General features: G+C 72.5%; 30 protein-coding genes and 1 pseudogene. 16 read left to right on the plus strand and 15 right to left on the minus strand.

All coding sequences use genetic code 11. The features are described 5' to 3' along the window. Window positions 1-30: 30 nt before the first annotated feature. Entirely contained in the window at window positions 31-858 is an 828-nt protein-coding gene (locus tag ACLQ2X_RS26050; RefSeq protein ID WP_425683754.1) for a DUF72 domain-containing protein, read from the plus strand. Window positions 859-872: 14 nt separating this feature from the next. On the opposite strand, the gene ACLQ2X_RS26055 is transcribed toward ACLQ2X_RS26050, so the two are convergent. Beyond that, window positions 873-1,505 carry a winged helix-turn-helix domain-containing protein gene (locus tag ACLQ2X_RS26055; protein WP_425683717.1) on the minus strand — a complete coding sequence of 211 codons (633 nt, stop codon included), beginning with the start codon at window positions 1,503-1,505 and terminating at the stop codon, window positions 873-875. A 299-nt stretch (window positions 1,506-1,804) separates the two neighbouring features. On the opposite strand from ACLQ2X_RS26055, the gene ACLQ2X_RS26060 reads away from it, so the two are divergent. Further along, on the plus strand, window positions 1,805-6,157 hold the full coding sequence (locus ACLQ2X_RS26060; protein WP_425683718.1) for a S8 family serine peptidase: 4,353 nt from the start codon (window positions 1,805-1,807) through the stop codon (window positions 6,155-6,157). A gap of 149 nt (window positions 6,158-6,306) precedes the next feature. Here the strand turns inward: ACLQ2X_RS26060 and ACLQ2X_RS26065 are convergent, their stop codons facing one another. Next, complete coding sequence (locus ACLQ2X_RS26065; protein ID WP_425683719.1) at window positions 6,307-6,789, minus strand: winged helix-turn-helix domain-containing protein; 483 nt, start codon at window positions 6,787-6,789, stop codon at window positions 6,307-6,309. A 291-nt stretch (window positions 6,790-7,080) separates the two neighbouring features. On the opposite strand from ACLQ2X_RS26065, the pseudogene ACLQ2X_RS26070 reads away from it, so the two are divergent. Continuing rightward, window positions 7,081-7,320, plus strand: a pseudogene (locus ACLQ2X_RS26070) (hypothetical protein); the annotation flags it as partial. 30 nt (window positions 7,321-7,350) lie between these two features. On the opposite strand, the gene ACLQ2X_RS26075 reads toward ACLQ2X_RS26070, so the two are convergent. Then, a complete protein-coding gene (locus ACLQ2X_RS26075; RefSeq protein WP_425683720.1) occupies window positions 7,351-8,385 on the minus strand; it encodes a sigma-70 family RNA polymerase sigma factor in 1,035 nt (344 codons plus the stop codon). 116 nt (window positions 8,386-8,501) lie between these two features. On the opposite strand from ACLQ2X_RS26075, the gene ACLQ2X_RS26080 reads away from it, so the two are divergent. Further along, a complete protein-coding gene (locus tag ACLQ2X_RS26080) occupies window positions 8,502-9,329 on the plus strand; it encodes an alpha/beta fold hydrolase (RefSeq protein WP_425683721.1) in 828 nt (275 codons plus the stop codon). 81 nt (window positions 9,330-9,410) lie between these two features. After that, window positions 9,411-9,638: a hypothetical protein gene (locus ACLQ2X_RS26085; RefSeq protein WP_425683722.1), complete on the plus strand. Its 228-nt coding sequence runs from the start codon at window positions 9,411-9,413 to the stop codon at window positions 9,636-9,638. Between the two features lie 53 nt (window positions 9,639-9,691). On the opposite strand, the gene surE is transcribed toward ACLQ2X_RS26085, so the two are convergent. The 7 genes from surE to ACLQ2X_RS26120 all read right to left on the minus strand — a co-directional run bounded on the left by surE (window position 9,692) and on the right by ACLQ2X_RS26120 (window position 14,940). After that, entirely contained in the window at window positions 9,692-10,522 is an 831-nt protein-coding gene (gene surE, locus ACLQ2X_RS26090) for a 5'/3'-nucleotidase SurE (RefSeq protein ID WP_425683723.1), read from the minus strand. Continuing rightward, window positions 10,512-11,438: a 1-phosphofructokinase family hexose kinase gene (locus ACLQ2X_RS26095; RefSeq protein WP_425683755.1), complete on the minus strand. Its 927-nt coding sequence runs from the start codon at window positions 11,436-11,438 to the stop codon at window positions 10,512-10,514. The genes surE and ACLQ2X_RS26095 overlap by 11 nt, the downstream gene beginning before the upstream one ends. Window positions 11,439-11,495: 57 nt before the next feature. Further along, a complete protein-coding gene (locus ACLQ2X_RS26100) occupies window positions 11,496-11,708 on the minus strand; it encodes a hypothetical protein (RefSeq protein ID WP_425683724.1) in 213 nt (70 codons plus the stop codon). A 97-nt stretch (window positions 11,709-11,805) separates the two neighbouring features. Further along, entirely contained in the window at window positions 11,806-12,750 is a 945-nt protein-coding gene (locus ACLQ2X_RS26105) for an FAD-dependent oxidoreductase (RefSeq protein WP_425683725.1), read from the minus strand. Continuing rightward, entirely contained in the window at window positions 12,747-13,655 is a 909-nt protein-coding gene (locus ACLQ2X_RS26110; protein ID WP_425683726.1) for a hypothetical protein, read from the minus strand. Before ACLQ2X_RS26110 ends, ACLQ2X_RS26105 begins: the two co-directional genes overlap by 4 nt. Window positions 13,656-13,703: 48 nt before the next feature. Further along, window positions 13,704-14,318 (minus strand): dihydrofolate reductase family protein, encoded by a 615-nt coding sequence (locus ACLQ2X_RS26115; RefSeq protein ID WP_425683727.1) that lies wholly within the window; start codon window positions 14,316-14,318, stop codon window positions 13,704-13,706. Between the two features lie 85 nt (window positions 14,319-14,403). Then, window positions 14,404-14,940 (minus strand): DinB family protein, encoded by a 537-nt coding sequence (locus ACLQ2X_RS26120; RefSeq protein ID WP_425683728.1) that lies wholly within the window; start codon window positions 14,938-14,940, stop codon window positions 14,404-14,406. A gap of 90 nt (window positions 14,941-15,030) precedes the next feature. On the opposite strand from ACLQ2X_RS26120, the gene ACLQ2X_RS26125 reads away from it, so the two are divergent. Further along, entirely contained in the window at window positions 15,031-15,393 is a 363-nt protein-coding gene (locus tag ACLQ2X_RS26125) for an ADP-ribosylation/crystallin J1 (protein ID WP_425683729.1), read from the plus strand. 10 nt (window positions 15,394-15,403) lie between these two features. On the opposite strand, the gene ACLQ2X_RS26130 is transcribed toward ACLQ2X_RS26125, so the two are convergent. Further along, window positions 15,404-16,141, minus strand: coding sequence for a VOC family protein (locus ACLQ2X_RS26130; RefSeq protein ID WP_425683730.1), 738 nt, complete (start codon window positions 16,139-16,141; stop codon window positions 15,404-15,406). Window positions 16,142-16,285: 144 nt separating this feature from the next. On the opposite strand from ACLQ2X_RS26130, the gene ACLQ2X_RS26135 reads away from it, so the two are divergent. Further along, window positions 16,286-16,711: an iron chaperone gene (locus ACLQ2X_RS26135; RefSeq protein WP_425683731.1), complete on the plus strand. Its 426-nt coding sequence runs from the start codon at window positions 16,286-16,288 to the stop codon at window positions 16,709-16,711. Between the two features lie 8 nt (window positions 16,712-16,719). On the opposite strand, the gene ACLQ2X_RS26140 is transcribed toward ACLQ2X_RS26135, so the two are convergent. Then, window positions 16,720-17,673, minus strand: coding sequence for an NAD(P)/FAD-dependent oxidoreductase (locus tag ACLQ2X_RS26140; RefSeq protein ID WP_425683732.1), 954 nt, complete (start codon window positions 17,671-17,673; stop codon window positions 16,720-16,722). 162 nt (window positions 17,674-17,835) lie between these two features. Here ACLQ2X_RS26140 and ACLQ2X_RS26145 point away from each other — a divergent pair, with 162 nt between their 5' ends. After that, window positions 17,836-18,975, plus strand: coding sequence for a zinc-dependent alcohol dehydrogenase (locus tag ACLQ2X_RS26145; RefSeq protein ID WP_425683733.1), 1,140 nt, complete (start codon window positions 17,836-17,838; stop codon window positions 18,973-18,975). Between the two features lie 18 nt (window positions 18,976-18,993). Then, window positions 18,994-19,563: a hypothetical protein gene (locus ACLQ2X_RS26150; protein ID WP_425683734.1), complete on the plus strand. Its 570-nt coding sequence runs from the start codon at window positions 18,994-18,996 to the stop codon at window positions 19,561-19,563. 3 nt (window positions 19,564-19,566) lie between these two features. Here ACLQ2X_RS26150 and ACLQ2X_RS26155 read toward each other — a convergent pair whose 3' ends face one another. Beyond that, the gene (locus ACLQ2X_RS26155) at window positions 19,567-20,304 is read right to left on the minus strand and encodes a hypothetical protein (RefSeq protein WP_425683735.1); all 738 of its coding nucleotides are present in this window, start codon (window positions 20,302-20,304) and stop codon (window positions 19,567-19,569) included. Window positions 20,305-20,464: 160 nt separating this feature from the next. On the opposite strand from ACLQ2X_RS26155, the gene ACLQ2X_RS26160 reads away from it, so the two are divergent. From ACLQ2X_RS26160 to ACLQ2X_RS26180, 5 genes are all read left to right on the plus strand, one after another. Next, window positions 20,465-20,926, plus strand: a complete 462-nt coding sequence (locus ACLQ2X_RS26160; RefSeq protein WP_425683736.1) for a MarR family winged helix-turn-helix transcriptional regulator — start codon at window positions 20,465-20,467, stop codon at window positions 20,924-20,926. 40 nt (window positions 20,927-20,966) lie between these two features. Then, window positions 20,967-21,737, plus strand: a complete 771-nt coding sequence (locus ACLQ2X_RS26165) for an NAD-dependent epimerase/dehydratase family protein (RefSeq protein WP_425683756.1) — start codon at window positions 20,967-20,969, stop codon at window positions 21,735-21,737. Window positions 21,738-21,864: 127 nt separating this feature from the next. Further along, window positions 21,865-22,197: an ArsR/SmtB family transcription factor gene (locus ACLQ2X_RS26170; RefSeq protein ID WP_425683737.1), complete on the plus strand. Its 333-nt coding sequence runs from the start codon at window positions 21,865-21,867 to the stop codon at window positions 22,195-22,197. Further along, entirely contained in the window at window positions 22,194-22,670 is a 477-nt protein-coding gene (locus tag ACLQ2X_RS26175; RefSeq protein WP_425683738.1) for an SRPBCC family protein, read from the plus strand. Before ACLQ2X_RS26170 ends, ACLQ2X_RS26175 begins: the two co-directional genes overlap by 4 nt. Continuing rightward, window positions 22,648-23,010 (plus strand): nuclear transport factor 2 family protein, encoded by a 363-nt coding sequence (locus tag ACLQ2X_RS26180; protein WP_425683739.1) that lies wholly within the window; start codon window positions 22,648-22,650, stop codon window positions 23,008-23,010. The genes ACLQ2X_RS26175 and ACLQ2X_RS26180 overlap by 23 nt, the downstream gene beginning before the upstream one ends. Here the strand turns inward: ACLQ2X_RS26180 and ftrA are convergent. Further along, entirely contained in the window at window positions 22,983-23,975 is a 993-nt protein-coding gene (gene ftrA, locus ACLQ2X_RS26185) for a transcriptional regulator FtrA (RefSeq protein WP_425683740.1), read from the minus strand. The genes ACLQ2X_RS26180 and ftrA overlap by 28 nt on opposite strands. A 70-nt stretch (window positions 23,976-24,045) precedes the next feature. On the opposite strand from ftrA, the gene ACLQ2X_RS26190 reads away from it, so the two are divergent. Both ACLQ2X_RS26190 and ACLQ2X_RS26195 read left to right on the plus strand, forming a co-directional pair. Then, complete coding sequence (locus ACLQ2X_RS26190; RefSeq protein WP_425683741.1) at window positions 24,046-24,501, plus strand: rhodanese-like domain-containing protein; 456 nt, start codon at window positions 24,046-24,048, stop codon at window positions 24,499-24,501. 54 nt (window positions 24,502-24,555) lie between these two features. Continuing rightward, a complete protein-coding gene (locus ACLQ2X_RS26195; RefSeq protein ID WP_425683742.1) occupies window positions 24,556-25,134 on the plus strand; it encodes a dihydrofolate reductase family protein in 579 nt (192 codons plus the stop codon). Here ACLQ2X_RS26195 and ACLQ2X_RS26200 read toward each other — a convergent pair. Beyond that, on the minus strand, window positions 25,116-25,826 hold the full coding sequence (locus ACLQ2X_RS26200) for a helix-turn-helix domain-containing protein (protein WP_425683743.1): 711 nt from the start codon (window positions 25,824-25,826) through the stop codon (window positions 25,116-25,118). The two genes, ACLQ2X_RS26195 and ACLQ2X_RS26200, sit on opposite strands and share 19 nt — an antisense overlap. Window positions 25,827-25,936: the final 110 nt, after the last annotated feature.

Genomic DNA, 25,936 nt, shown 5'->3' on the forward strand with positions numbered 1-25,936 from the left:
GACCCGCCCCGCCTGCACGTCGGGTGCGCCATGTGGACGCACCGCTCCTGGTCTGGCCGCTTCCTGCCGCATCCGTTGCCGGCACACGAGCGGCTGCGCGCGTACGCCGGCTGGTGCACCGCCGTGGAGGGCAACACCACGTTCTACGCGACCCCGGCCCGGGAGACGGTGGCGTCCTGGGCGGAGCAGACCGACCCGGAGTTCCGGTTCCTGCCGAAGCTGCCGAAGGTGGTCACGCACGAGCGCCGGCTCACCGGCGGCGAGGCGGAGCTGCGGGCGTTCCTGGACGCGATCGAGCCGCTCGGCCCTCGGGCCGACGCCCTGTGGATTCAACTGCCCGCCTCGTTCGGCCCCGGTGACGTGCCCGACCTCGACCGGTTCCTGCGCACGCTGCCCACCACCCACCGGTACGCCGTCGAGGTCCGCCACCCGGCCTTCTTCACCGACCCCGCGGCGGCACGCGCGTTGGAGGCCACACTCGGGCGGGCGGGTGCCGAGTGGGTCCCGTTCGACACCACCGCGTTCTTCGACACCCCGCCGACGAGCGACGCGGAGCGGGAGGCGTGGACACGCAAGCCGCGCCTGCCGCCGCGGACCCGGGCGCTTACCGACCGGCCGATCGTGCGCTACCTGGGCCGCGACGACCCGGCCCGCACGGTGCAGGGCTGGCAGCCGTGGCTGGACGTGGTCAACGGCTGGCTGCGCGAGGGCCGTTCGCCGACCGTGTTCGTGCACACACCGGACAACGTGGACGCGCCCGAGCTGGCCCGCCGCTTCCACGACCAGGTCCGTGCCCGCCAACCCGGGCTCACGCCGCTGCCCGAGCCGGTGCCGGTCGGCACGGACACGCTGTTCTGAGCGCCGCGGGCGGTTCAGCCCGGTCGGCCGCCCTCGGGCGGTGGCAGCGCGTCGTCGTCGAGGAAGTGCGGTCGGTCGCCCCGCACCTGGGGTTTGCGGTGTTCGGTCAGCCGCAGGCCGACGCCGCGTACCGCCGCGATCGTGACGCCCGTGCCCAGGGCGTCGAGCTTACGGCGCAACCGCTTGACCAGGGACTGCACGTCGGCGCGGCGCTGGGTCGGCTCGCCGTGCCAGACCGCGTGGTGCAGCTCGGCATAGCTCCACACCCGGGCCGGCTCGCTGGTGAGGCAGGTCAGCAGGTCGCGTTCCAGCCGGGTGAGGGGTGCCTCGCGGTCGCCCCACCGGGCGGTGGAGCGGGCCGCGTCGATCACCAGCGCGCCGTCCGGCCCCGGCTCCGCCGGGGTGTCGGGTGGGGGTTCCACCGCGTCCGGATACGTCAGGCGGGGCCCTCGCCTGACCTCCATGCCGCCGGTGATCAGCTCGCGTAGCTCGTCCAGGTCGGCGACCAGCAGCAGGGGTGCGATGCCGTCCAACAGCTCGGTGAGCCGCAGGCGTTCGCCCGGGGCGGGGGTCACGCCGATGACCAGGGAAAATGGCTGCTCCGCCGCCTCGTCGGAGTGCCCCGTGTCCATCTCGTTCCTCGTCACGCGCCCCACCGTGACAGTAACTGTCAACCGGGCCCCGATCCGGGGGTCTGTTGGTGACATGTTGCTCGCGTATGGTCATTGATCGTTGCTTGCTGTCGATCATAGTGTCCACACAGGTGGCCGGCGTAGACCCGCACGGCGCCTAGGGGGCCTGGGGGGTTCGCTTCACACCGGTGTGCCAGTCGGGAGAGTTTGTCTCCTGGCCCTTCTGTCATGGCTCGATCATCCGCGGGTCATCCTCAAGGAAGGCAGCACCGATGCTGAGACGTCCACACCGAAGGGGCTTGGCCCGGCGGCTGGTGAGCGCAGGCGCCGCCGTGGTCCTCGCCGCGACCGCGCTGGCCGCCACCGGCACGGGAGCGCAGGCGCAGGGCGACACCTCCGCCGGCGACAAGATCCGGCCTGAGCTCACCCGACAGCTGGAGGGCAAGAGCGAAGGCGACTTCTGGATCCACTTCAAGGATCGGGCCGACCTGGGCAAGGCCGCCGGGGTCAAGGACTGGAGCCAGCGCGGTGCTGCCGTCGCGGCGGCGTTGAAGAAGACCGCCGCCGAGAGCCAGGGCAAGGTCCGCACCGAGTTGGACCGCTCCGGCACGAAGTACCAGACCTTCTGGGCGACAAACGCGATCAAGGTCACCGGCGGTTCGCTGACCATGGCGCAGAACCTCGCCGCCCACCCCGAGGTGGACGGCCTGTACGCGCCGGTCGACTACAAGCTGCCCGAGACGCAGCCGGGCGACAACGAGAAGTCGACGAACGCCCTGGAGTGGGGCGTCGCCAACATCAACGCCGACGACGTCTGGTCGCAGTACGGCGTCAAGGGCGCCGGCATCACCGTGGCCAGCATCGACAGTGGCGTCCAGTTCAACCACCCGGCGCTGGTGAACTCCTACCGGGGCAACAACGGTGACGGCACCTTCGACCACAACTACAACTGGTTCGACGCGGCCGGCGAGTGCGCCACCGCGCCGTGCGACTCCGACGGCCACGGCACGCACACCATGGGCACCATGGCCGGTGCGGACGGGGCCAACCAGATCGGTGTCGCCCCCGAGGTCAAGTGGATCGCCGCGAACGGGTGCTGCCCGACCGACGCCGCGCTGATCACCTCGGGTCAGTGGATGCTGGAGCCGACCGACCTCAACGGTCAGAACCCGGACGCCAGCAAGCGGCCGAACATCATCAACAACTCGTGGGGCACCACGGCGCCGTCGAACGAGCCGTTCATGGAGGACGTCACCAACGCCTGGACCGCGTCCGGCATCTTCGGTGTCTGGTCCAACGGCAACAACGGCCCGTCCTGCCAGAGCAGCGGCTCACCGGGCAGCCTGGCCAGCAACTACTCCACCGGCGCGTACGACATCAACAACAACATCGCCAGCTTCTCGTCCCGGGGCACCGGGCAGAGCGGCGAGATCAAGCCGAACATCTCGGCGCCGGGCGTCAACGTGCGCTCCAGCGTGCCGAACAACACGTACGCCAGCTACAGCGGCACCTCGATGGCGGCACCGCACCTGGCCGGCGCGATCGCGCTGCTCTGGTCCGCGGCACCGACCATGGTCGGTGACATCACGGCGACCCGTGCGTTGCTCAACGACACCGCCGTCGACAAGGCGGACGCCCAGTGCGGTGGCACCGCCGACGACAACAACGTCTACGGCGAGGGCCGCCTGGACGCCCTGGCGCTGCTCGCCGCGGCCCCGATCGGGGACAACGGCACGCTGGCCGGCAAGGTGACCGACTCGGCCACCGGCGCGGCGATCGCCGGTGCGACGGTCACCCTGACCGGCGCGGCGGACCGCACCCTGATCACCGGCGCGGACGGCACGTACTCCTCGCTCCTGCCGGCCGGTGACTACCAGGTGGTCGTCTCGGCCTACGGCTACGCGAGCCGTACCCTGTCGGCGACGGTCACCAAGAACACGACCACCACGCTCGACGTCGCGCTCACCGCGGTGCCCAGCGTGACGGTCAGCGGACAGGTCACCGACGGTTCCGGGCACGGCTGGCCGCTGTACGCGAAGGTGAGCGTCGAGGGCACGCCGATCTCCGACTACACCACTCCTTCGACCGGCCGCTACAGCCTGTCACTGCCGTCCGGGGCGACCTACCGGCTCCGGGTCGAGCCGCAGTACCCCGGCTACCTCACCACCACCAAGGAGGTGACGGTCCGCGGGGCCAACGTCACCGCCAACATCTCCGTGGAGGTGAACCCGGAGAAGTGCTCCACCGCCCCCGGCTACACCACCGCCTCCGACGGCGAGTACGAGACGTTCGACGGCACCACCACGCCCGAGGGCTGGTCCGTGGTGGACAACGCCGACCGCGGGCAGGTCTGGGAGTTCACCGACAGCGGTGACCGGGGCAACCTGACCGGTGGCACCGGCGGCTTCGCCGTCATCGACAGCGACAACTACGGCAGCGGCGGGCGGCAGGACACCTCGCTGGTCAGCCCGGTGGTCGACCTGACCGGGGTGAGCGCACCGGTGATCCGGTTCAACCAGGACTACAACTGGCTGAACAGTGACCGCGCGGACGTCGACCTGAGCCTCGACGGTGGCACCACCTGGACCAACGTGCTGCGCCAGGCGGCCGACGTGCGCGGCCCGCGGGTGACCGAGGTGCCGATCCCGCAGGCGGCCGACCAGTCGCAGGTACGGGTGCGCTTCCACTACTACGAGGCGAGCTGGGAATGGTGGTGGCAGGTCGACAACGTCCTCATCGGCAGCAAGCTCGTCTGCCAGCCGGTGAACGGCGGCCTCGTCCTCGGCCACGTGCGCGACAAGAACAACAACGGCTACGTCAACGGCGCGACCGTGACCAGCAAGGACCGCCCGGCGGAGAAGGCCACCACGGTCGCCACCCCGGACGACACCGAGCTGCCCGACGGCTTCTACTGGATGTTCTCGTCGCTGACCGGGACGCACCCGTTCACGGCCAGCGCGGGCAACTACGTGAGCCAGACCAAGCAGGTCACCGTGGAGGCCGACTGGGCCACCACGGCGAGCTTCCAGCTTGCCGCCGGCCGGCTGCAGGTGAAGCCGACCTCGGTGACCGGTACGGTCCGGATGCCCAGCGGGAAGGTCAACAAGACCTTCACGGTGACCAACACCGGCGGGGCCCCGGTCACCGTCGAGTTCAGTGAGCGCGACGAGGGGTTCGTGCTGCAACGGGCCGACGGCTCCCGACTGTCCCAGCAGGCGGTGCTCGGCTCGACCGGGGCGCCGGCGCAGCGGCTGACCGCACCGACGTCGTTCGCCGCCCGCTCGTCGGGCAAGACGTCCAACGCGATCACCCCGGCGGCCGCTCCGCAGGCCGACCCGTGGACCACCATCCCGGGCTATCCGGTGAACGTGATGGACAACCGGGTCGTCAACGTCGACGGCAAGGTCTACTCGATCGGTGGTGGCGACGGCACCGCGTCGAGCGCCAAGAACTACCGGTACGACCCGATCGCCCAGGCGTGGGCCGGCATCGCCGACCTGCCCGGCGCGCGTAACGCCATGACGGTGGGCGCGATCGACGGCAAGATCATTGCCACCGGTGGTTGGGGCCCCTCCGGGCCGGACGCCGCCACCTGGTCCTACGACCCGGCGGCGAACACCTGGACCCCCGTGGCCAACAACCCGGCGCCGCGGGCGGCGGCGGGCCAGGCGGTCGTGGACGGCAAGCTGTACGCGATCGGTGGCTGCACCACGGCCAGCTGCACGCCGATGTCCAACTCGGTGGTCCGCTACGACCCGGGCACCAACGCCTGGTCGACGCTGCCCGCCTACCCGAAGTCGGTGGCGTTCCTGTCCTGCGGCGGGATCAACGGCACCATCTACTGCACCGGCGGCAACGACGGTACGGCGGCGCAGAAGGCCAGTTACGCCTTCGACGCGGCGGCCAACGCCTGGACCGCCATTGCGGATGCGCCCAGTGACAGCTGGGCCGCCTCGTACGCGGTGGCCAGCGGCAAGCTCCTGGTTGTCGGCGGGTCGCAGGGCGGCGCGATCACCAACGCGGGCTTCTCCTTCGACCCGGCGACCAACGCCTGGGCCAACCTGCCCAACGCCAACACCCCCCGTTACCGGGGCGGCGCGGCTTGCGGGTTCTACAAGATCGGCGGCTCGTCGGGCGGCTTCACGGCCACCAAGGACAGTGAGGTCCTGCCGGGCTTCGCCGAGTGCGCCGAGGGCGCGGCCGACGTCAGCTGGATGACCATCGACAAGTCGAAGGTCACCCTGGCCGCCGGGGAGCAGGTCACGGTCACGGTCGGCATGACCGCGAACGTCGACCAGCCGGGCACCTACTCGGCCTCCGTGGTGATCAAGGAGAACACTCCGTACACCGTGGAGCCGGTGGCGGTGACCATGATCGCCCAGCCGCCCACCACGTGGGGCAAGCTGTCGGGCACCGTGTCCGGCACGAGCTGCCAGGGTGCCACGGCCCCGCTGGCCGGGGTGACCGTGCAGGTCGACTCCTGGGCGGGTTCCTACACCTTCACCACGGACGCCCAGGGCAAGTACGCCTACTGGATGGACCGGCGCAACAACCCGCTCACGCTGATCGTCGCGAAGGACGGCTGGAAGCCCCAGACGCGCCAGACGAAGATCAACAGCACGACGCCCGTCGTGGAGGACTTCACCCTCTCGCCCACCCGCTGCTGACGTCAGCGCCTGATCGGTAGGCCCGCCCGGTGCTTCGCGCCGGGCGGGCCTACCGCTGTACGGGGAGCACCCGTCACCACCTCGGCCTGCCGATGACACGGCGGCGCACGCCGGCCGCGGCGCCGGGGGAAGGAGTGGGGCGGGGCGGATCAGGAAGGGGTCAGGCGAAACCCGACGCCACGGACCGCGTGGATGGTCGCCGGGCCGCCCAGGCGGCGCAGCTTGTGCCGAATCCGGCGCACCACCGAGTGGATGTCCGAGCCCCGCCCCAGGTGGTCGTTGCCCCAGACGGCGCGGTGCAGGCGGGCGTACGTCCAGACCTGGCCGGGCGTTCCGACGAGGCAAAGCAGCAGGTCGTGCTCCAGCGGCGTCAACCCGATCTCCCGATCCCGCCAGCGCAGCACCCGCCGGTCGGAGTCGACGGCCAGATCCGGGCCGGCCGGGGTGGGCACGGACTCGCCACCGGATGGCGGGACGGGCGCCGGACGGCGTACCAGGTCGAGGAAGCGGCGTGCCTGGTGGGCGCTGGAGACGATCAGGAAGGTCTCGGTGCCGCCGAGCATCTGGGCGAGCTGCCGGCGCTCGGTCGACGAGGACGCGATGCCGATGACCAAGGACGGGATCGTTGTCATCCGTTCCCACTTTCCGGCAGGCTGGACCGCGGCGCCACGCATGCGTACGCACCCCTTCTCCGGGCCGGGTGACGGACGGGTCGGGGCGCGCGAGGATCCGGACCCCCGAGACGGGATGCGGCGTGAGGCGTGCTGGAGCTGCGGTTTCGTGAGGCTTCGGGGTTAGCTACCGGGATCATATAGCCGGGCACCGATCATTAGTAGAGCAGTTTACGTCGATGTAACCACCTGCGGCGAACCGACCCGGGCACCGGGCGGGAACCCCCGGCGAGTTCGCCGCCGGGCGGGCCGATGAGTGCCGGGACGTATGCCGGTCCAAGGTGTGTGACCACCCACCTGCTCCGCCTGACCGGCGCGAGGCCGACCCGCGCGGAGGCCACGGCCCGCTGTGCCGAACTGGCCGAGGCGCTGCGGGGCCGGGATCGGGATCGGGGTGTGGTGGTGTGCGACGTCTCCGGGCTGGCCTCGCCCGACCTGGTCGCGGTCGAGACACTGGCGCGGTTGCGCCTGACCGCCCGACGGTTCGGTTGGCGGCTGGAGGTACGCGGCGCGGACGCCGAGCTACGCCGGCTCGCCGACCTGTTCGGGTTGACCGGCGTGCTCCTCAGCCCGGTCGAGCGGACCGGGCAGCCGATCGGGCAGGCCGAACAGGGGGAACAGCCGCGCGGTGTCGAGGAAGTAGTTGAGCGAGGTGACCCGGTCACCGCAGACGCCCAGCACGATCAACGCCCAGGGCAGGTGCCCTGAACCGTCGGGGTCGCGCCGGTAGTGCCCGAACGCCGGCATCCCGTTGGCAGCCACCGGCACCAGTCGGGAGCCCCGGCAGCCGCTGCCGGTGCCGTTCATCCAGGCCCGAATGTCGGCCGGGCCGCGCAGCCACAGCGGCAGCGGCGGCATCGACAGCGTCGCGTCCTCGTGCAGCAGCGCGGTGAGCGCCGTGAGGTCGTACGCCTCGAACGCCCGCACGTAGCGGGCCAGCAACGCCTGCTGCCCGGGGTCGAGCGGTCGGCGCACCTCGGCACTGGCGTCGGTGGAGGCGAGCGTGGCCCGCGCGCGTTGCAGCGCGCTGTTGACGCTGGCCACCGACGTGTCGAGCAGGTCGGCGGCCTCCTGGGCCGACCAGGCGAGCACCTCGCGCAGGATGAGCACGGCCCGCTGCCGGGGCGGCAGGTGCTGCAACGCGGCGACGAACGCCAGCCGCACGGACTCCCGTCCGGCGACCACCTCGGCCGGGTCGCCGGCCTCGGGCAGGACCCGGTCGTCCGGCGCCGGGCCGAGCCAGATCTGCTCCGGGCGCGGCTCGCCGGGATGGGTGGCGGTGCCGCTGCCGGCCGGACCGAGATCCATCGGCCGGATCCGCCGCTGGGCGCTGGTGGCCATGGTGAGGCAGACGTTCGTGGCAATGCGGTAGAGCCAGGTCCGCAGCGCGGAGCGCCCCTCGAACCTGTCGAAGTTGCGCCAGGCCCGGACGAACGTCTCCTGCACCGCGTCCTCGGCCTCGAAGGCCGACCCCAGCATCCGGTAGCAGTAGCCGGTCAGCTCCGACCGGTACGCCTCGAGTTGCACCTCGACGGGAACGCTCGCCACCTCGCTCACTCGCCGAAGCTAGCCCACCTGCTGCGTGAACGCGAGCACGCCGGGCCCGAGAGCGATGAATTCGTGCCGGCCGCCCGGTCCAACCGTCATCAGGTCGACACACCCGAGGAGCACCGATGACCACCGCGCAGCGCAACGAGACCCAGGCCCCCGGGCGGTACGCCGACGTCAACGGCGTCCGCCTCTACTACGAGACGCACGGCACCGGCCGGCCGTTGATCCTGCTGCACGGCGGGCTCGGCTCGGGCGAGATGTTCACGCCGATCCTGCCCACCCTGACCGCGCAGCACCAGGTCATCCTGGTGGACCTCCAGGGGCACGGCCGCACCGCCGACGTGGACCGGCGGCTCGACGTGGCGTTCCTCGCCGACGACGTCGCCGCGCTGATCGACCATCTCGGGCTGGACCGGCCGGACGTGGTCGGTTTCTCCCTCGGTGGCGGCGTCGCCCTGAATCTCGGGTTCCGGCATCCGGAGAAGCTCGGCCGGCTGGTCGCCGCGTCCGCGCACATCCGCCGCGACGCCGTCTACCCGGAACTGCTGGCGCAGCAGGACCAGGTCGGCGCCGCGGCGGCCGAGTACATGAAGGACACCCCGATGTACGAGCTGTACCAGCGGGTCGCGCCGCGTCCGGAGGACTTCCCCCGGCTGCTCGACAAGATCGGTGTGGCGATGCGGACGGACTTCGACTTCACCGAGCAGGTCCGCGGCCTGCGGGTGCCGACACTCGTCGTCGCCGCCGACGCCGACATGGCCCCGCCGAGCCACTTCGTGGAGGTGTTCGCGCTGCTCGACGGCGGCCGGCGCGACGGCGGTTGGGCGGGTGAGGGCCGCCCGGCGGGCGGGCACGCGCTGGCGATCCTGCCCGGCCTGAGCCACTACGACATCGACCAGTCCCCGCTGTTCGCCGCCGTCACCCTCGCCTTCCTCGATCAGGGCCGCTGACGGCAGCCGGGCTGCCGCCGGTGTGTTCCGCCCGGGCGCCGGGTACGGGACGGGTAAGGAGCAACTGGTGAGGAGGACGAGATGACCGACCCCAGGTACGCACCGATCGGACTGGCCGCCGCCGGGCGGCTGGTCCCCGACGACGGCGGGACCACCGGAGGCGAGGTCGTCGGCGCGGACGACGCGGCGGCCGACGCGGCCCGCGCCGGCGCCGACGTGGACCTGTCCGGGGCCGCCCGGGACGGCGACGGCACCCCGGTCGGCGCCGCCGACGCCGACGCCGACCGCGAGCGCGCCGCCGGCGCGTGACACAACCGTCCGCCCCGCCTCCCGGTCCCTCGGGCGGCGGGGCGGACGGCGTCTCAGCGGTCGACCGGTAGCGCCACGTCGGGCAGGTGGCCCAGCGCGCGCACCGCGGTGACCGCCGCACAACCCTCGGCCAGCCATGCCAGATCGGTGCCCGGGAGCGGTCGGCTGCCGCTCTCCTCGACGCCGGTGCGGACGAAACCCTCACCACGCTCGGCGACTGACACCTGCACCTGGCCGAACGGGGCCAGCGTGGCCTGCCGCAACCCGGCCACCTCCGCCGCCGGCCGATCGGGCACGTTGAGGTTGAGCACGGTGCCCGGGTCCGCGTCCAGCAGCGCGGGCAACAACGTCATGGCCAGGTCGGCGGCGGTGGACCAGTGCCGCGCCTCGTCATCCTCGGTGTCCAGCACGGCGACCGCCGCGCCGCCGCTGCCGGCGCTCGCCACCAGCGCGGTGAGCACGTCCAGCGACACCGCCAGGGCGCGGATGCCGCTGTTGCCGGCGGTCAGCGCCGCGCCGACGGTGCCGGAGTGCAGGATCGCGTGGCCCGCGTTGGCGCCCCGGTTGATGCCGGACAGCAGCACGTCCGGGGGCGGACCGAACACGCCGAGCCCGGCCAGCACCGCGATGTACGCCGGGGACGCGGCCACCCCGTACGCCGGCACCTGCGGCAACCCGGCCAACTCGGTCTCGGCGAACACCAGCCGGCCGTCCTCGGTGACCGCGGACAGCGCCGCGCTCATCCCGCTCGCCTCGGCCTGCGGCGCGGCGACCACCACGTCCAGCCCGCGTTCGTACGCGGCCCTGGCCAGCGCCCGGATGCCGGGTGCGTGCACACCGTCGTCGTTGGTGACGAGCACCCGGGGAGTCCGCTCACCGGTCATCGTCGGCGCCTTCCAGCGGGGTCAGCCGCACCCGGCCGGCGAGTTCCCGGACCGCCTCGGCGCGGCCGGTGCCGAGCCCGTGCCGGGTCACGTTGAGCGCCCCGGCGGCGGCGCCGATGTGCAGCGCCTCCCGCATGTCCCCGCCGCGGGCGAGCACGGCGGCCACCCCGGCGGTCATCGAGTCCCCGGCGCCCCGGTGGTCGGCCAGTTCCAGCGGCGGGGCGTGCACCAGCAGCACCTCGCCGTCGTCGAGCAAGGCCAGGGCGGGTTCCCCGGCACGGCTGATCAGCACCGACTTCGCGCCCCGCTCCTGGCAACGGCGGCCGGCGTCGCGCAGCGCCTCGACGCTGTCGTCCTTGGCGAGCCCGTCGTCGAGCAGTTCCTCGTGGCTGACCTTCAGCACCGTCACCCCGCCGTCGAGCACCGCCTCCAGGTACGGGCCGGACAGGTCGGCTACCACGGTGCCGCCGTTTGCGGACAGGTCCGCGGCGAGCCGGCGGTAGATGTCCGGGTCGACCACCTGCGGGTCGGCCGGCCCGCTCAGCACGCTCACCGGGGCGCGCAGCCCTTCGGTCAACGTCACCGTGTACAGCTCGTCGATGTCGTGGCGCACCATCGGCGCGCCCGGGTGCTCGGCGATCTCGGCCCGCTCGCCGTCGCGCCGGTCGTGCACGTACCAACCGGTGGCGGCCTCCCGCCGCACCTCACGGACGGTGACGTCCTCGTCGTCGAGCAGCTTGCGGAGCGCGTCACCCACCTCGCCGCCGAGGCTCACACACATGGTCACCGGCACGCCGAGCGCCGCGATCATCCGGGTCTGCCACACGCCCTGCCCGCCCGGGTGCAGGTGCAGTTCGGCCACGCCGGCCTGCTGCTCGATGGTCACGGTCAACAGCGGGGCGGGGGCGAACACCATCACCTTCTGGTCCATCCGCCCCTGATGCCCGCTGACCGGCCCCGGTAATCCCCCAGGTCAGCGGGCATCAGGGGCGGTGCGGCGACGCCGCAGGTACGGCAGCGCGAACAGGTAGAGACCGCTCAGCAGGAGCAGCAGGAGCGGGAACAGTGGCACGTAGGAGACCCACACGATCGGGTCCTCCTGCGCCAGCGCGACGAAGGTGACCACGACGGTCACGGTGAAGGCGACGGAGAACCAACGGTGAAGCCGGCGGATGCGCGTACCCATGGATGGTGACCTCTCGACGGTGGCCTCCCGGCGGGGAGGCCGGTGCCGGAAACGCTAGGCCCGGGTGCCCGCGCGACGCTTCTCGATTCCTGACCGGTCAGACGCTCAGGGCCAGGTCCGCGACCTCGGCGGCACAGCCCCAGGACAGCGTCACCCCGGCGCCGCCGTGCCCGTAGGCGTGCACCAGCCGCCCGTCGGCCGGGTCCACCTCGACCCGGGGGCCGCCGTGCCGGGCCGGCCGCAACCCGATCCGCTCCCCGAGCACCTGCGCGCCGGCGAGCTGTGGCACCAGCGCCACGCACCGGCGCCGGATCGCCGCCGCCTCCCGCGGATCGGGACGGGTGTGCCCCACCCCCTCCGCGTAGGTGCCGCCGAGCACCACGTCGTGCCGGCGCGGGTGCACGTAGGTGATGCCCGCCGGGTCGTCCTCGTCGCGTACCGAGACGGTCAGTCCGGGGTTCGCCACCAGCACGATGTGCCCGCGCGCCGGGTGCACGGCCGGGTCGGCGGCGAGGCGGCCGGCGGCCAGGCCGGGCGCGTTGACCACGACCGGCGCGACGTCGTACGCCTCGGCCAGCGTGCCCACGGCACGGCGGGCGATCCGGCCCCCGCCCTCCTCCAGGCGCTGCCGCAGCCAGCCGAGGTAGTGGGTCATCTCCACCGACGGGGCGGTGAACCGCAGCAGAGCCGTGTACGGCGGCTGCGCCGGTTCGACCGTCAGGTCGCCGCAGGCGTCGGCCCACCAGGGCGGGCCGGTGTAGGGGTGGCGCAGCCACATCCGGGTCGGCCGGTCGACCACCCCCGGCACCCCGTCGGCCGCCTGGCGGCGCAGCTCGTCGTGCGTGTCCCGGGCCCAGCGCAGCACCCTCGGGTCGTCCTCGGTGTGGCTCGGGTACCAGACCGCGGCGGCCACCGTGGAGACCGTGTCCGCCGGGTCGTCGGCGGTCAGCACGGTCACGCGGGCGCCCCGCCGCTGGAGGGTGAGCGCCGTCGTCATCCCGACGACGCCACCGCCGACCACCGCCACGTCCGCTTCCGTCATCGTCCGCTCCGTCCGTCGTACCGTCGGTGTCCCCGCATGGTGGCCCGCTCCGACCCGCTCAGACCGGCGACGATCAGCAGGTACGCGGCCAGTTCCACCGCCGCCGTGAGCGCCGCCACGGGTGCCGGCATGGCGGGCGTGGGCGCGATCGCGTACCAGGCGAACAGGGCGGTGCTGCCCTCGGAGTACGACGCCGCGCTCAGCGAACCGTCGAGCAGGGGCAGCGCGACCACTGCCAACAGCGCCGCGCCCGCCGCGGCGAGCCGTCGACCCCGCCCGGCCAGCAGCACGGCGAGCGCCAACGCACCGAGCGCGAGGGCCAGCGGTGGCAGCACCACGAGGAGCAGTGTGGCCATCGTGGTGGCCCGGTCGACGCCGGCACCGTCCACCCGCTCCAGCGAGGACCGGCTGTGGATCTCGACGATCAGACTGCCGGTCGCGGCGACCACGACGCTGCCGACGTCGACGATCCGCACGGCCGCGTAGCCGATGATCGGCGCCGCCGCGACCGCGGCGGCGACCAGATGCCGACGCCGGCCGCCGCCCCGCAGGGCGACGAGCAGCACCGCCACGGCGACCAGCGTCGCCCAGCAGGCGGTCAAGGCCGCGTCGAAGCCGCCGGTGACGTCGACGCCGCGGTTGAGGGGCTCGTACCTCGTCCAGCCGTATTCCCTGGGGCCCTCGGCGGCGGGCATGGTCCGGACCGCGTCGATCAGCAGCGGCACGAGCGCCGCCGGCACCGCCCAGCGCGGGGCGGGCAGGCCGGCGGCGATCGCGTACGCGAGCAGCAGTGCCAGGCTCAGCACCTCGGCGCCGCGCCAGATCGGGGCGGCCGCCAGGACGCCGCCGACGTGGGCGACGGCGCACACCGCGGCGAGGGCCAGCAGCAGCGGAGCGCGTCGCACGCGCGGGATCCTTTCACGACATGCCGCCGCCCCGCCGCCCCACGATCGTCAGCTTCCCGCCGGCACCTGGTCCTTGATCTCGTCGTAGCCAACCGCACCCGGGGCGGCCGTCGGCGCGTAGATGACCCGGAGCACGCCGGTCGGGAACGCCTCGGTCGCGATGACCCGCAGGTGGTACGGGGTGTCGCCCTCGTCGAACAGCCGGCGGCCCTTGCGCGCGGCCACCGGGTGGATCAGCAGCCGCAGTTCGTCGACCAGGCCTGCGGCGAGCAGTTGCTGCACCACCGAGATCGAACCGGGGATGAGGACGCCCTTGATTCCGGGGTCGGCCTTGAGCGCGGTGACGGCGTCGACCAGGTCGCCCTGGATCAGCTCGGAGTTGCGCCAGGAGAACTCCAGCGGCCGGCGGGAGACGACCACCTTGCGCGTGTCGCCGAGCTGCTTGGCGAACGGCGCGTCCTCACCACCGGCGGTCTCCCGGTCCGGCCAGGCGCCGGCGAAGCTGTCGTACGTCCCGCTTCCGATCAGCAGCACGTCGGACGTGTCGTAGTCCTCCGCGACCGCGCGGCCCATGTTGTCGTCGAAGTACGGGAAGTGCCAGTCGGGGTCGATCTCGGCGACACCGTCGGCCGCGATGAACAGCGTGGAGATGACCTTGGCCATCGTGGTGCTCCTTCAATCGGTGGGGTGTCGACGGGTAGACCGCCGCACCGTGTCCAACTCATCGGCCCGCGGCGAGGTCACCCGATCAGAACGTGAAATCCGGTGGGGCGCCCTCGCCCACCCGCCCGTCGACCGCCTCTCGGAGGAGGTCCGCGTGCCCGGTGTGGCGGGCGTACTCCTCGATCATGTCGAGGAGCATCGTGCGGACGGTAGGGGTGCGCCCGTCCGGCCAGGTGAACGACGACGGCCCGGCCAGTCCACGTTCGACGATGACGGCGCTCATCAACCGGCGTGACCGCTGCACCGCGGCTCGCCACAGCGCGTACACGTCGTCCGGTGCGGCCTGCGCGCCGAAGCGCCAGTCCCAGTCGGGTTCGGCGTCGAAGTCGACGCCCTCCCACGGCGATCCATACCCCTGGCCGGCCACTTTCACGGCCAGCCAGTCCGTCTCGACAAGGGCCATGTGCGCGATCAGGCCGCCGAGCGTCATGGTGCTGGCGGCGGTGGCCGCGCGCAGGCCCGTCTCGTCGAGCCCTTCGGTCTTCCAGGCAAAGGTCCGTCGGTTGCGCTCCAGGACGGCCAGCAGCGCCTCGGCCTCGATCTCGGTGGTCGCGTCGCCCATCGCCGAAGCATAGGCAGCCGGCGAGATCCGTGGGGGGCGACGACGATCCGCCGGTACGGTTCGCGGGACGACACGCGAAAGGGGTACGTGATGGCGGGGACGACGACGTTGTGGCGCCCGACGGGCCCGCACGAACTCGATCTCGTCCGCGCCTCCGGCTGGCGGGCGTGGCCCCCGCGGCTGCCAGCCCAGCCGATCTTCTACCCCGTGCTCAACGAGCAGTACGCGATCATGATCGCCCGCGACTGGAACGTGCCGGCGTCCGGCGTCGGCTACGTGACCCGGTTCCACGTCGACCGGGCGTTCGCCGCCCGCTACCCGGTCCGCCAGGTCGGCGGCCGCGACATCCTGGAGCTCTGGGTGCCGGCCGAGGAACTCGACGAGTTCAACAGGCACATCGTCGGGCCGATCGAGGTGGTCCACGAGTTCACCTCCGACGGGCGGGCCGGCTGACCGGCGGCCGTCAGCCCGGGGTGAGGACGCAGAACTCGTTGCCCTCCGGGTCGACGAGCACCCGCCAGGCGACGGTCGTCTGCCCCAGGTCGGCGTCGGTGGCACCGAGGGACCGCAGACGGGCCGCCTCGGCGTCGAGGTCGTCGCCCGGGTAGGGGCGCACGTCGAGGTGGACGCGGTTCCACCCGGTCTTCACGTCGGGGGTGCGGACGAACCGCAGGTACGGTCCGACACCCTGCGCCGAACGCAGCACCGCCTGCTCGTCGGTCACCTCGTGCACGGTCCAGTCCGTGGCCCGGCCCCAGAACTCCGCCATGGCGCGCGGATCGGCGCAGTCGGCCACCACCGCGCCGATCGGCCCGGTGTCCGCGGACAGCGGGTCCGGCTCCCGTACGCAGAACTCGTTGCCCTCCGGGTCCGTCAGGACCGTCCACGGCACGTCGCCCTGGCCCACGTCGGCGGGGGTGGCCCCGAGTGCGGTCAGGCGCGCGACCACCTGCGCGTGGTGGTCCGCCGAGGTGGTGGCGAGGTCGACGTGCACGCGGTTCTTGGCCGTCTTGGGCTCGGTGGAGACGACGAGGTCGACGCAGACCGCGCTGGGGTCCGGGTAGTCGAAGCCCACGGGTTCGAGGTTCGTCACGCCGGGGGCCTCGCTGGCGATCCCCCAGCCGAGCACCTTTGCCCAGAAGCCGCCGAGCGCCACCTCGTCGTGGGCCTTCATGTTGATCTGCACGAGCCGAGTTGCCATGGCCGCGATGCTAGAGCCCGCGCCGGGTCGCGGTGGCCCCGGGAGGTGATCAGGAATCGAGAAGCGGGCGGCCACCGCCGCGCCCTAGCGTTGCCGCCAGGCGGTCGGCACCACGCGGACCGCGAGCCACGAGGGGGAATCGAGATGTCCGACGGGTTCAGCGCCGCCGAGCGCGCCGCGATGAAGGAGCGCGCCGCCGAGCTGCGCGCCGAGGGCAGGAAGGGCGCGAAGAAGGCCGACGACCTGCAGGCGGTGCTGGACCGGATCGCGCAGATGGCGCCGGACGACCGGAAGCTGGCCGAGCGCGTGCACGCCACGATCACCGCCGCTGCCCCGACGCTGTCGCCGAAGACCTGGTACGGCATGCCCGCGTACGCCAACGCGGCCGGCAAGATCGTCGTCTTCTTCCAGGAAGCCGGGAAGTTCAGGTACCGCTACTCGACAGTGGGCTTCCAGGAGGCGGCGAACCTCGACGACGGCGACATGTGGCCGGCGTCGTTCGCGCTGGTCAGGTGGAGCCCGGAGGTGGAGAAGAAGCTCACCGAGCTGGTGCGGACCGCCGTGTCCTGACCGTGCCGTCAGGCCGGCGGGACCGCGCCGAGGGCAAGCGTCGCGGCGTCCCGGGCACAGCCCCAGGACAGCATCACGCCGTTGCCCGCGTGGCCGTAGTTGTGCACGACGAGCGCGTCACCACGCCGCTCGGCCTCCACGCGGGGCGTCGCCCGGCCGGGCCGCAACCCGACGGTGTGTGCGAGCACCTCGGCACCGGCCAGGGCCGGTTCGACGGCGGCGCACCGGGCGACGATGTCGGCCTCCTCGACCGGGTCGGGTGTCGTGTCGTCGCTGTGCCGCTGCCCGCCGCCGAGCACCACGTGGTCGCCGTGCGGAAAGATCGACGCCCAGGTCGGTGCCATCGGCGCCTCCATGAAGAACCGTTCCAGGCCGGGGTTGCGCACCACGACCCGGGGGCCGCGCACCGGGTGCAGGTCGGCATCGCCGGTCAGCGCCCGTGCCGCCAGGCCGGTGCAGTTGACCACCACCGGGGCGAGCGCCACCGCCTCGTCGAGCGAGCCCACCGGCGACACCCGCACCTCGCCACCGGCCTCCCGGAAACGCTCCAGCAGGTAGGCGAGGTAGACCGGCATGTCGACAAGCGGCAGGCGGACGGTGAACGCGGTGCCGAAGCCGGCCGGACGCTCGTCCTCACCCAGTGACCGGAAGCCCGGCGTCTGCTCGGCGCCCGGGGGCGTCGCCCCGGCGGGCCGGGCGGCGAGCGTGCCGTCGCGCCACGCCACGCCCGGCATCGACTCGGAGTCGAACACCCGCAGTGTCTCGTCGGTCCAGGCGCGCTGCGGGTCGTCGGGCGGGGACAGGTTCGGACCGACCATGGCCCCGGCCAGCGCCGACGTGGTCCGGGCGGGCGGCGCGGCGGTGCGCACGAGCACCCGGGCGCCGGCCTCGGCCAGCCTGATGCCGGTGCTGAGGCCACTGACCCCGGCCCCGATGACAAGTACGTCCGGACGTGCGGTCATAGCGTCCCCCCAGCGCTCGGCGGCCGTGGCCGCCCGCCCATTCTGCCCGGTGCCCGCCGCGCTGTTTGTCCCCGATCCTCGCGGGTAGGCCTTTCTTGCCCCGGAAGATGCGGGGCGAGAAGACAAGCGGCGCGGCCATCCGGGAGGCATCGAGTGCGCGCAATGGTCTACCGAGGTCCGTACCGGGTGCGGGTGCAGGAGAAGGACCGGCCCGTCGTCGAGCACCCCAACGACGCGATCGTCCGGGTGACCCGGGCCGCGGTCTGCGGCTCCGACCTGCACCTCTACCACGGTATGATGCCGGACACCCGGGTCGGGATGACGTTCGGTCACGAGTTCGTCGGCGTGGTCGACGAGGTCGGGCCGTCGGTGCGCAACCTCAGGCCCGGCGACCGGGTGATGGTGCCGTTCAACGTCTACTGCGGGTCGTGTTTCTTCTGCGCCCGGGGGCTCTACAGCAACTGCCACAACGTCAACCCGAACGCCACCGCGGTCGGCGGCATCTACGGCTACTCGCACACCTGCGGCGGCTACGACGGTGGCCAGGCCGAGTACGTCCGGGTGCCGTTCGCCGACGTCGGGCCGAGCCCGATCCCGGAGTGGATGGACGATGACGACGCCGTCCTGCTCACCGACGCGCTCGCCACCGGTTACTTCGGGGCGCAGCTCGGCGACATCGCCGAGGGGGACGTGGTGGTGGTCTTCGGGGCCGGGCCGGTCGGCCTCTACGCCGCCAAGTCGGCGTGGCTGATGGGCGCCGGGCGGGTCATCGTCATCGACCACCTGGACTACCGGCTGGAGAAGGCGGCGTCGTTCGCCCACGCCGAGACGTACAACTTCGCCGAGTACGACGACATCGTCGTGCACATGAAGAAGATCACCGACCACCTGGGCGCGGACGTGGCGATCGACGCGGTCGGCGCGGAGGCCGACGGCAACCTGCTCCAGCACGTCACGGCGACGAAGCTGAAGTTGCAGGGCGGCTCCCCGATCGCCCTGAACTGGGCGATCGACTCGGTACGCAAGGGCGGCACGATCTCGGTGATGGGCGCGTACGGGCCGATGTTCAGCGCGGTGAAGTTCGGCGACGCGATGAACAAGGGCCTGACGCTGCGGATGAACCAGTGTCCGGTGAAGCGGCAGTGGCCACGCCTGTTCGAGCACATCCGCAACGGCTACCTCAAGCCCAGCGACATCGTCACCCACCGGATCCCGCTGGAGCACATCGCCGACGCCTACCACATCTTCTCCGCCAAACTGGATGGCTGCATCAAGCCGTTGATCGTGCCGAACGCCGCCTGAGCAGACCGGGAGCCGACCATGCCGTACACGCCGGACAAGCCGAAACTCACCGAGTCCCCGGACGAGCTGCGCGCCCGCATCCCCGGCTGGGGCGCCGACCTCGACCCGGCGGACCGGCCGTCGGTGCCGCAGGAGCAGTACGACCCGGGCAGCACCGGGGCGCACTGGGAGTTCCCCGAACGGCAGCCGGAGAAGTGGCCGCGTGAGCGGTCGATCGAGCACAAGTTCCTCACCCCGGTCTTCGGCACCTCGTGCCCGCCGAAGGGTCTCTCCGGCATGATCCGCCGCTACTCGTACCGCCGGTTCAGCGAAGGGCGAGCCGCGCACTGGCTGTTGCTGCTCGCCGCCGACCGGGTCGACACGGCGGAGAGCACGCTGGGCTCGTTGTTCAGCCGCCACCCGGACAACCCGGTGGCCGAGACCGGTGTGCGCAGCGAACTCACCCACCACGGGCTCGCGTCCCGGATGCGCGGCAACCGGGTCGACCGGGTGCACCACCCGCTCGATCCGATCGTGGTCGCCGCGCCCTGGGTGCTGGCCGGCGGCGTCGCGTACCTGCTCGTACGCCGGGTGGCGCGGCGTCGCTAGCGGTCAGCGCTGCCAGGAGTCGAGGCCGCGGACCGCGGCCCGGGCGATGTCGTCGGCCAGGCCGGGGTCGTTGCTCGTACCCTCCCAGCCCTGGTCGTGCAGGACGGTCACCGCGTCGGCGACCCTGATCACGATGATCTGGCTGGTGGCCTGCCCTTCGGCCGGGCTGCCGTCGAGGCCGGTCGCCGGCCGGGTGACAGTCACCAGCAGCGCCTCGTCCCCGGTCCGGGCCATCGGCGCGGACCGGACCGTGGCGGTGCCGCCCGCCTCCTGGAACGACCGGCAGGTGTCCACGGCCCCACGAGCCCGGCGCAGGTAGTCGGCGGCGCCGGTGCCCTCGAAGGCGAACACGGTCTGGTGGAGCGTGCCGTAGGGGACGTTCTCCGGCGGGTCCTTCGGCTGCTTGTAGGCGCTCGTCATGGCGGCGCTCGCGGTGACCGACCGTCCGCCGCTGCGGAACTCCTGGCCGCACAGTCCGGGCAGCGCGTCGGTGACCTCCATCGGCTGCGCGTCGCTCTTGCGCAGCTCCGGCGGCAGGTCGGCGAAGGCTGACGTCGGGATCGTCACGCGCCCGCCGGACGACTGCGACGCCTCCGGCGTCGCGGGGGTGGTCGCCGAGGTCGCGCTCGGGTCCGCGGTGCCGCCGTCGTTCCCGCCGCCATCGCCGCAGGCGCCGGCCAGCAGCGTGGCGACGAGCAGGGGTACGCCAAGCATCCGCCTACGGCGGCTCGGTGTCCTCATGTCGACCTCCGTCCCGCGCCCGTCCCGACGACGTGCCCGATGCCACGCCGCCCGAAACGGCGCGCCCGTCCCCCTGCTCCCCCAACTGCTGGGCACCCCGCCGCGTTCCGGCGCGCAGCCGCCTCTTGACATTTCATTAGGCACCTGACAATTTGGTCAGGTGCCTAATGAAACGAACGCCTACGAGCTGTCCGCTCCGGGCGCCTGGGCGAAGAAGTACTTCCTCGCCAGCCGGGCCCTCATGGAGTCCGTGCTACGCCCCTACGATCTCGGGAACACCCAGTGGTACGTGTTGTACCGGCTGAGTGAGGGCCGGCCGGTCGGCCAGCGCACCCTCACCCGCGAACTCGAGGTCGAACGGGCGACCCTCAGCGCGGTCATCGCAGCGCTCGTACGCAAAGGGCTGATCGAACAGGTGCCCGACCCGGACGACCAGCGCCAGAAACAGCTGCACATCACGCCGGCCGGCGTGAACCTGTGGAACTCGCTCCCCGATCCGATGGCGTTGATCGCGGAAGTCGCCTTCGGCGGAGTCGACCCCGCGGACATCGAAACCATGAATCGCGTCCTGCGCGGCGCGACCAGACGACTCATCGACTACCGGAAGGAGCACGGATCATGACCGTTCTCGTGACCGGCGGAACGGGCCTCGTCGGCCCCGCCTGCTCGGGCGCCTCACCGCGGCGGGTGTCGAATGCCGCGCCCTCGTCCGTCCCGGAAAAGCAGTTCCCCAAGGCGTACGGCGCGTCGAGGGTGACGTCCTCAGCCCTGGATCCCTGCCGGCAGCCGTGGAAGCCGTCACCGCGATCATCCACCTGGCCGCCGTCTTCCGCACCCGCGACGAAGACCAGATCTGGGCCGTCAACCGTGACGGCACCCGCAACCTGATCGCCGCCGTTGAGAAGCACGCGCCGAAGGCCCGGTTCCTGCTGGCCAGCACCTCCAACGTCTACGGCGCCGACAGCACGCACCCCGGGCGTGAGGACGACCCCGTCGCGCCGACGCTCGCCTACCCCGCCAGCAAGATCGAAGCCGAGCAGCTGCTTCGCGCCAGCGGGCTCACCTGGGGCATCCTGCGGCTTCCATTCATCTACGGAGACCGGGACGGACACCTCGAATCGCTGCCCGAACTCGCGGCCGGCATGGGGTGGCACCCGGCACAGAGGCTGAGCGTCTGCCACCACGCCGACATCGCCACGGCGTTCGCACTGGCCCTCACGGGCGCGTTCGACAACCGCACTGTCAACATCGCCGATGAGTCGGCGCTGAGTGTCTACGAGATGTCCCAGCTCGTCGGCTACTCCTACGGCTCCTCCGCCGAACCGCTCGGTCAGCCGTGGAAGGGGCAGATGGACACCAGCCTCGCCCGCAGCCTCGGCTTCACACCGACGATCAGCACCATCTACGAGGCCGTCCACAACGGCGCGCTCTGACGCCGCCCGCGCTGCGGCTCGCCAGTGGAACGTCATGGGTGTCAGAACCGCCGGACGACACCCATGACGTCCCACCCATCCGCAAAGCATCGTTTGCGCAAACGGATGTTTGCGGTAGCGTGAGGGCATGCAGTCCGGTCCTGACCTCGACCTCGCCTTCGCCGCCCTCGGCGACCCGGTCCGCCGCGCCCTGGTGACCCGGCTCGCCCGTGGTGAGGCAACCGTCGGCGAGTTGGGTGAGCCGTTCGACCTGACGCCGCAGGCCATCTCCCACCACGTCGGCGTCCTGCGCCGGTGCGGCCTGGTCGAGCAGCGACGGGAGGGCACCCGGCGACCCTGCCGTCTGCGCGTCGACCACCTCACCCGGCTCGGCTCGTGGATCGACGAGCAGCGCCGCACCTGGGACGACCGTCTCGACGCGCTGGAGGAGCACCTCGGCGGACCGGAGGCGACCCGGTGAGGGCGCGCACCGAGCGGCACGGCGACGAGCTGATCGCCCGGCGGCACCTGCCCGCCGCGTCCGGACGGGTCTGGGCCGCCTTCACCTCACCGGCGAGCATCGCGGCGTTCTGGGGCGGTTCGCACGCCAGCGTGCCGCCGGACTCGGTGACCGTAGACCTGCGGCCGGGCGGGGAGTTCGCTCTCGACACACGCGCGCCGGACGGCCGCACCGGGCGGCTCCGGTTCGTCTACGTGAGCATCGACCCGCCGCGCGAACTGGTCTTCGACGAGCCGGTCACCGGCCTGCGCACGACCGTCACGCTGCGGCCCGCGAGCCACGGCACCGAGCTGACCGTGCACCAGCGCAAGCTCCCGCCGGAGCTGCGCAGCGAGCAGGCGGCCGACGGGCTCGCGTCCATCCTCGACGCCCTGGCCGTCCACCTACGACACCACGACGATGGAGATCCCAGTGCCCCGAGCAACCCAGCGTGACCTGGTCGCCGAATACTTCGACGGCTTCCGGGCCAGTGACCACGAGCGGATCCTCGCCACGCTCACCGACGACGTCGAGTGGGTCATCCACGGCCACCGGACCACGCGGGGCCGGGAGGAGTTCGACGGCGAGATCGAGAACCCGGCGTTCACCGGCAGCCCGCAGCTCCACGTCGAGCGCGTGCACGAGGACGGGCCGGTCGTCGTGGTTACCGGCGAGGGCCGGGGCGTCAGCGTCGACCACGGGCCGTTCCGGTTCGCCTTCAACGACCTGTTCACCTTCCGGGACGGGCTCATCGCCCGCGTCGACTCCTACGTCGTCCCGCTGCCCGCGGCGTGAGCACCGCCTGACGCTCGGGTGAAGGTCCGCCGGTACGCCGACGGCGAGGTCCGCATCCCAGCCGTGAAGTGGTGCCGGAACGTCACCGCCGTCTCGAACCCGACCATGGCGGCGATCTCCTCGATCGGCACGGTGGTCGTCTCCAGCAATGGAAGGCTCGCCTGGACGCGCCGCTCGATGAGCCACCGGATCGGGGTGGTGCCGGTCGCCCGGGCGAAATGCCGCAGGTAGGTGCGGGTCGACATGTGCGCCCGGCGCGCCAGCCGGTCGACGGTGATCGGCACGTTGAGGTTCGCCAGCGCCCACGACATGCTCGCGGTGAGCCGGTCGTCCCCGGGGTCGCCCGGCACCGGGGCCTCGATGAACTGCGCCTGGCCGCCGTCACGGTGCGGCGGCACGACCAGCCGGCGGGCGACCGCGTTCGCGACCGTCGGGCCGTGGTCGCGGCGTACCAGGTGGACGCAGAGGTCGAGACCGGCCGCGCTGCCGGCGCCGGTGAGGACGTCCCCGTCGTCCACGTAGAGCACGTCCGCGTCCACGCGTACCGCCGGGTGGCGCCGGGCGAGCAGGTCGGCGTACCGCCAGTGGGTGGTGGCCCGGCGGCCGTCGAGCAGTCCCGCGCCGGCCAGGGCGAACGCGCCCGAGCAGATCGACACGATCCGGGCACCGCGCCGGTGGGCCGCGCGAAGTGCGTCGGTGAGCGCGGGCGACGGGTCGGCGTGCACGTCGGGCACGCCCGGCACGACAAGCGTGTCGGCGGCCGCGAACGCGTCGAGACCGTGGTCGGTGTGCAGGGCGGCCCCACCGACGACCCGCACCGCGCCGGGGGACTCCGCGCAGATCGTCAGCTCGTACCAGGGAAGGTCCAACTCCGGGCGGGGCAGGCCGAAGACCTCGGTGACGATCCCGATCTCGAATACCGACATGCCCTCGTACGCCAACACCGCGACGGTGGGACGACTCATGGCGGGATCTTAGCGGAGGGCGTCGCTCGCGCCACTGGAGTGGCGGCGCGGCGGTCAGCACGATGGGGCCATGTCGAACGTACTGCGTACTCCCCCGGCCCGCCCTGCCGACGCCCTCGCCCACTTCGCGGCCCGGCTCGCCTTCGAGGCCGACGTGAGCGACGTGCACGCCGACCTGGAGGCGGGCGTGCCGGACCTGGTCGTGGTCGACTCGCGCTCCCTCCACGCGTGGCGGCAGGGGCACATCCCTGGCGCGGTGCACCTGCCGACCGCGGAGATCGCCGGCCGGGCCGGCGATCTGGTCCCGCCGGACGCCACTGTGGTCACGTACTGCTGGGGGCCGGGCTGTAACGGCGCCACCCGCGCGGCGCTGGAGTTCGCCCGGCTCGGCCGGCCGGTCAAGGAGATGATCGGCGGGTACGAGTACTGGGTGCGGGAGGGCTTCCCGGTGCGTACCGAGACCGGGCTGACCCGCCGTCCCGCCGACGACCTCACCGCCCCGGCCGGCGCGTCGTGCGGCTGCTGAGGCGTGTCGGTTCCGTACAAGACGGCAGGTGGCGGCCGTTCCTAGCATGGCCGCATGCGTGATCTTGTCTACACCGGATTCATGTCGCTCGACGGCGTGGTCGACTCCCCCGGCGGCGGCCCGGGCGAGGACCACCGCAGCGGCGGCTGGGTCGTCAAGGGCATCGAGTTCCTACCCGAGGCGTTCTCGCTCAAGGGCGAGGAGCTGGCACAGACCACGGCGCTGATGTTCGGGCGGCGCAGCTACGAGGCGTTCGCGCCGACCTGGCGCGACTCCGAGGACCACGCCGCCTACCGGGACCTGCCGAAGTACGTGGTGTCGTCAACCCTGCCCGAGGACGCGCTGATCGACGGCTGGGGACCGCTGACGATCCTGCGCAGCACCGCCGACGTCGCCGCGCTCAAGCAGGGCGACGGCGGCGACATCTTCATCCACGGCAGCGCCGAACTCGCCCGCCGTCTCGCCGAGGCGGACCTGATCGACAGGTACCACCTGCTCGTCTTCCCGGTGCTGCTCGGCGCCGGCAAGGGTCTGTTCAGCCGGGCGGACCGGGACCGGCAGACGCTGCGTCTGCGCGACTGCGCCGCCTACCCCAACGGTGTGGTCAAGCTGATCTACGACGTGACCCGCTGAGCCGGGTCCAGCGCGATCGCACCACCGGCGCCCGCGCGCAGCTCACCGGCCGTCCGCCCGACGTACCGGCGCAGCGCGCGGGCCAGGTGCGGCTCGTCCACGTACCCGAAGGTGGTGACCGCGTCGGCGGACGGGCCGCCCGCGGCCAGCAGCACGGCGGCCCGGCGCGCGCGGTCGATCTGCCGCACCGCGCCCCGGGTCAGCCCGGTCGCCGCCCGGAACCGCCGTTCCAGGGTGCGCGGTGAGGCCGGCGGACGGCCACCGCGCAGCGTCTCGGTGACGAGCGGGTCGCGGACCACCACACCGGCGCGGACCAGCCGGTCCACCAGGGCCTCGGCGTCGTCCGGGCCGGGCGTCGCCCACCGGCCGCCGTCGAGGCGGAACGTCCGGCGGCCCACGTCGGGCAGCTCGGCCCCGCCGTCGACAAGAGCCGGTGCGGGTACGGCCCGCAGCGAGGTGCCGACCGCGAACTCGATGCCGACGAACGTGGCGCCCTCGGGCACCGGCGCCGTGCCGGTAGCGGTTTCGGGGCCGGAGACGGCCGCGTGGGAGCGCCCGTCGCGCTGCCAGAACACCAGTCCCCAGCACGGCGTCGCCACCGAGGTCATCTCGTCGACCCGCTCGCTGGTGCAGGTCCACACGGTGTCGATCCAGGCCGAGTCGGACGCCCGGGTGGTGAACCGCAGCTCCACGGCAGGAGCATACGGCGACCACGGGGTACGAGTCGTCCTCAGCGTCCCAGCGGTCGCACTCCCAGCCGGACGGACGACGGCTGTTCGTACCAGCCCGCCATCCTGGCAAC

This window comes from Micromonospora sp. DT31 (assembly GCF_049841795.1).
Classification (GTDB): domain Bacteria; phylum Actinomycetota; class Actinomycetes; order Mycobacteriales; family Micromonosporaceae; genus Micromonospora.

Bases quoted from the DNA above. Each gene is read 5' to 3' on its own strand.
- ACLQ2X_RS26050 (WP_425683754.1), top strand. From the start codon at position 31: ATGTGGACGCACCGCTCCTGGTCTGGCCGCTTCCTGCCGCATCCGTTG.
- ACLQ2X_RS26065 (WP_425683719.1), bottom strand. From the start codon at position 6,789: ATGACAACGATCCCGTCCTTGGTCATCGGCATCGCGTCCTCGTCGACC.
- ACLQ2X_RS26080 (WP_425683721.1), top strand. From the start codon at position 8,502: ATGACCACCGCGCAGCGCAACGAGACCCAGGCCCCCGGGCGGTACGCC.
- ACLQ2X_RS26085 (WP_425683722.1), top strand. From the start codon at position 9,411: ATGACCGACCCCAGGTACGCACCGATCGGACTGGCCGCCGCCGGGCGG.
- surE (WP_425683723.1), bottom strand. From the start codon at position 10,522: ATGACCGGTGAGCGGACTCCCCGGGTGCTCGTCACCAACGACGACGGT.
- ACLQ2X_RS26095 (WP_425683755.1), bottom strand. From the start codon at position 11,438: ATGGTGTTCGCCCCCGCCCCGCTGTTGACCGTGACCATCGAGCAGCAG.
- ACLQ2X_RS26100 (WP_425683724.1), bottom strand. From the start codon at position 11,708: ATGGGTACGCGCATCCGCCGGCTTCACCGTTGGTTCTCCGTCGCCTTC.
- ACLQ2X_RS26105 (WP_425683725.1), bottom strand. From the start codon at position 12,750: ATGACGGAAGCGGACGTGGCGGTGGTCGGCGGTGGCGTCGTCGGGATG.
- ACLQ2X_RS26115 (WP_425683727.1), bottom strand. From the start codon at position 14,318: ATGGCCAAGGTCATCTCCACGCTGTTCATCGCGGCCGACGGTGTCGCC.
- ACLQ2X_RS26120 (WP_425683728.1), bottom strand. From the start codon at position 14,940: ATGGGCGACGCGACCACCGAGATCGAGGCCGAGGCGCTGCTGGCCGTC.
- ACLQ2X_RS26125 (WP_425683729.1), top strand. From the start codon at position 15,031: ATGGCGGGGACGACGACGTTGTGGCGCCCGACGGGCCCGCACGAACTC.
- ACLQ2X_RS26130 (WP_425683730.1), bottom strand. From the start codon at position 16,141: ATGGCAACTCGGCTCGTGCAGATCAACATGAAGGCCCACGACGAGGTG.
- ACLQ2X_RS26135 (WP_425683731.1), top strand. From the start codon at position 16,286: ATGTCCGACGGGTTCAGCGCCGCCGAGCGCGCCGCGATGAAGGAGCGC.
- ACLQ2X_RS26140 (WP_425683732.1), bottom strand. From the start codon at position 17,673: ATGACCGCACGTCCGGACGTACTTGTCATCGGGGCCGGGGTCAGTGGC.
- ACLQ2X_RS26145 (WP_425683733.1), top strand. From the start codon at position 17,836: ATGGTCTACCGAGGTCCGTACCGGGTGCGGGTGCAGGAGAAGGACCGG.
- ACLQ2X_RS26150 (WP_425683734.1), top strand. From the start codon at position 18,994: ATGCCGTACACGCCGGACAAGCCGAAACTCACCGAGTCCCCGGACGAG.
- ACLQ2X_RS26155 (WP_425683735.1), bottom strand. From the start codon at position 20,304: ATGAGGACACCGAGCCGCCGTAGGCGGATGCTTGGCGTACCCCTGCTC.
- ACLQ2X_RS26170 (WP_425683737.1), top strand. From the start codon at position 21,865: ATGCAGTCCGGTCCTGACCTCGACCTCGCCTTCGCCGCCCTCGGCGAC.
- ftrA (WP_425683740.1), bottom strand. From the start codon at position 23,975: ATGAGTCGTCCCACCGTCGCGGTGTTGGCGTACGAGGGCATGTCGGTA.
- ACLQ2X_RS26190 (WP_425683741.1), top strand. From the start codon at position 24,046: ATGTCGAACGTACTGCGTACTCCCCCGGCCCGCCCTGCCGACGCCCTC.
- ACLQ2X_RS26195 (WP_425683742.1), top strand. From the start codon at position 24,556: ATGCGTGATCTTGTCTACACCGGATTCATGTCGCTCGACGGCGTGGTC.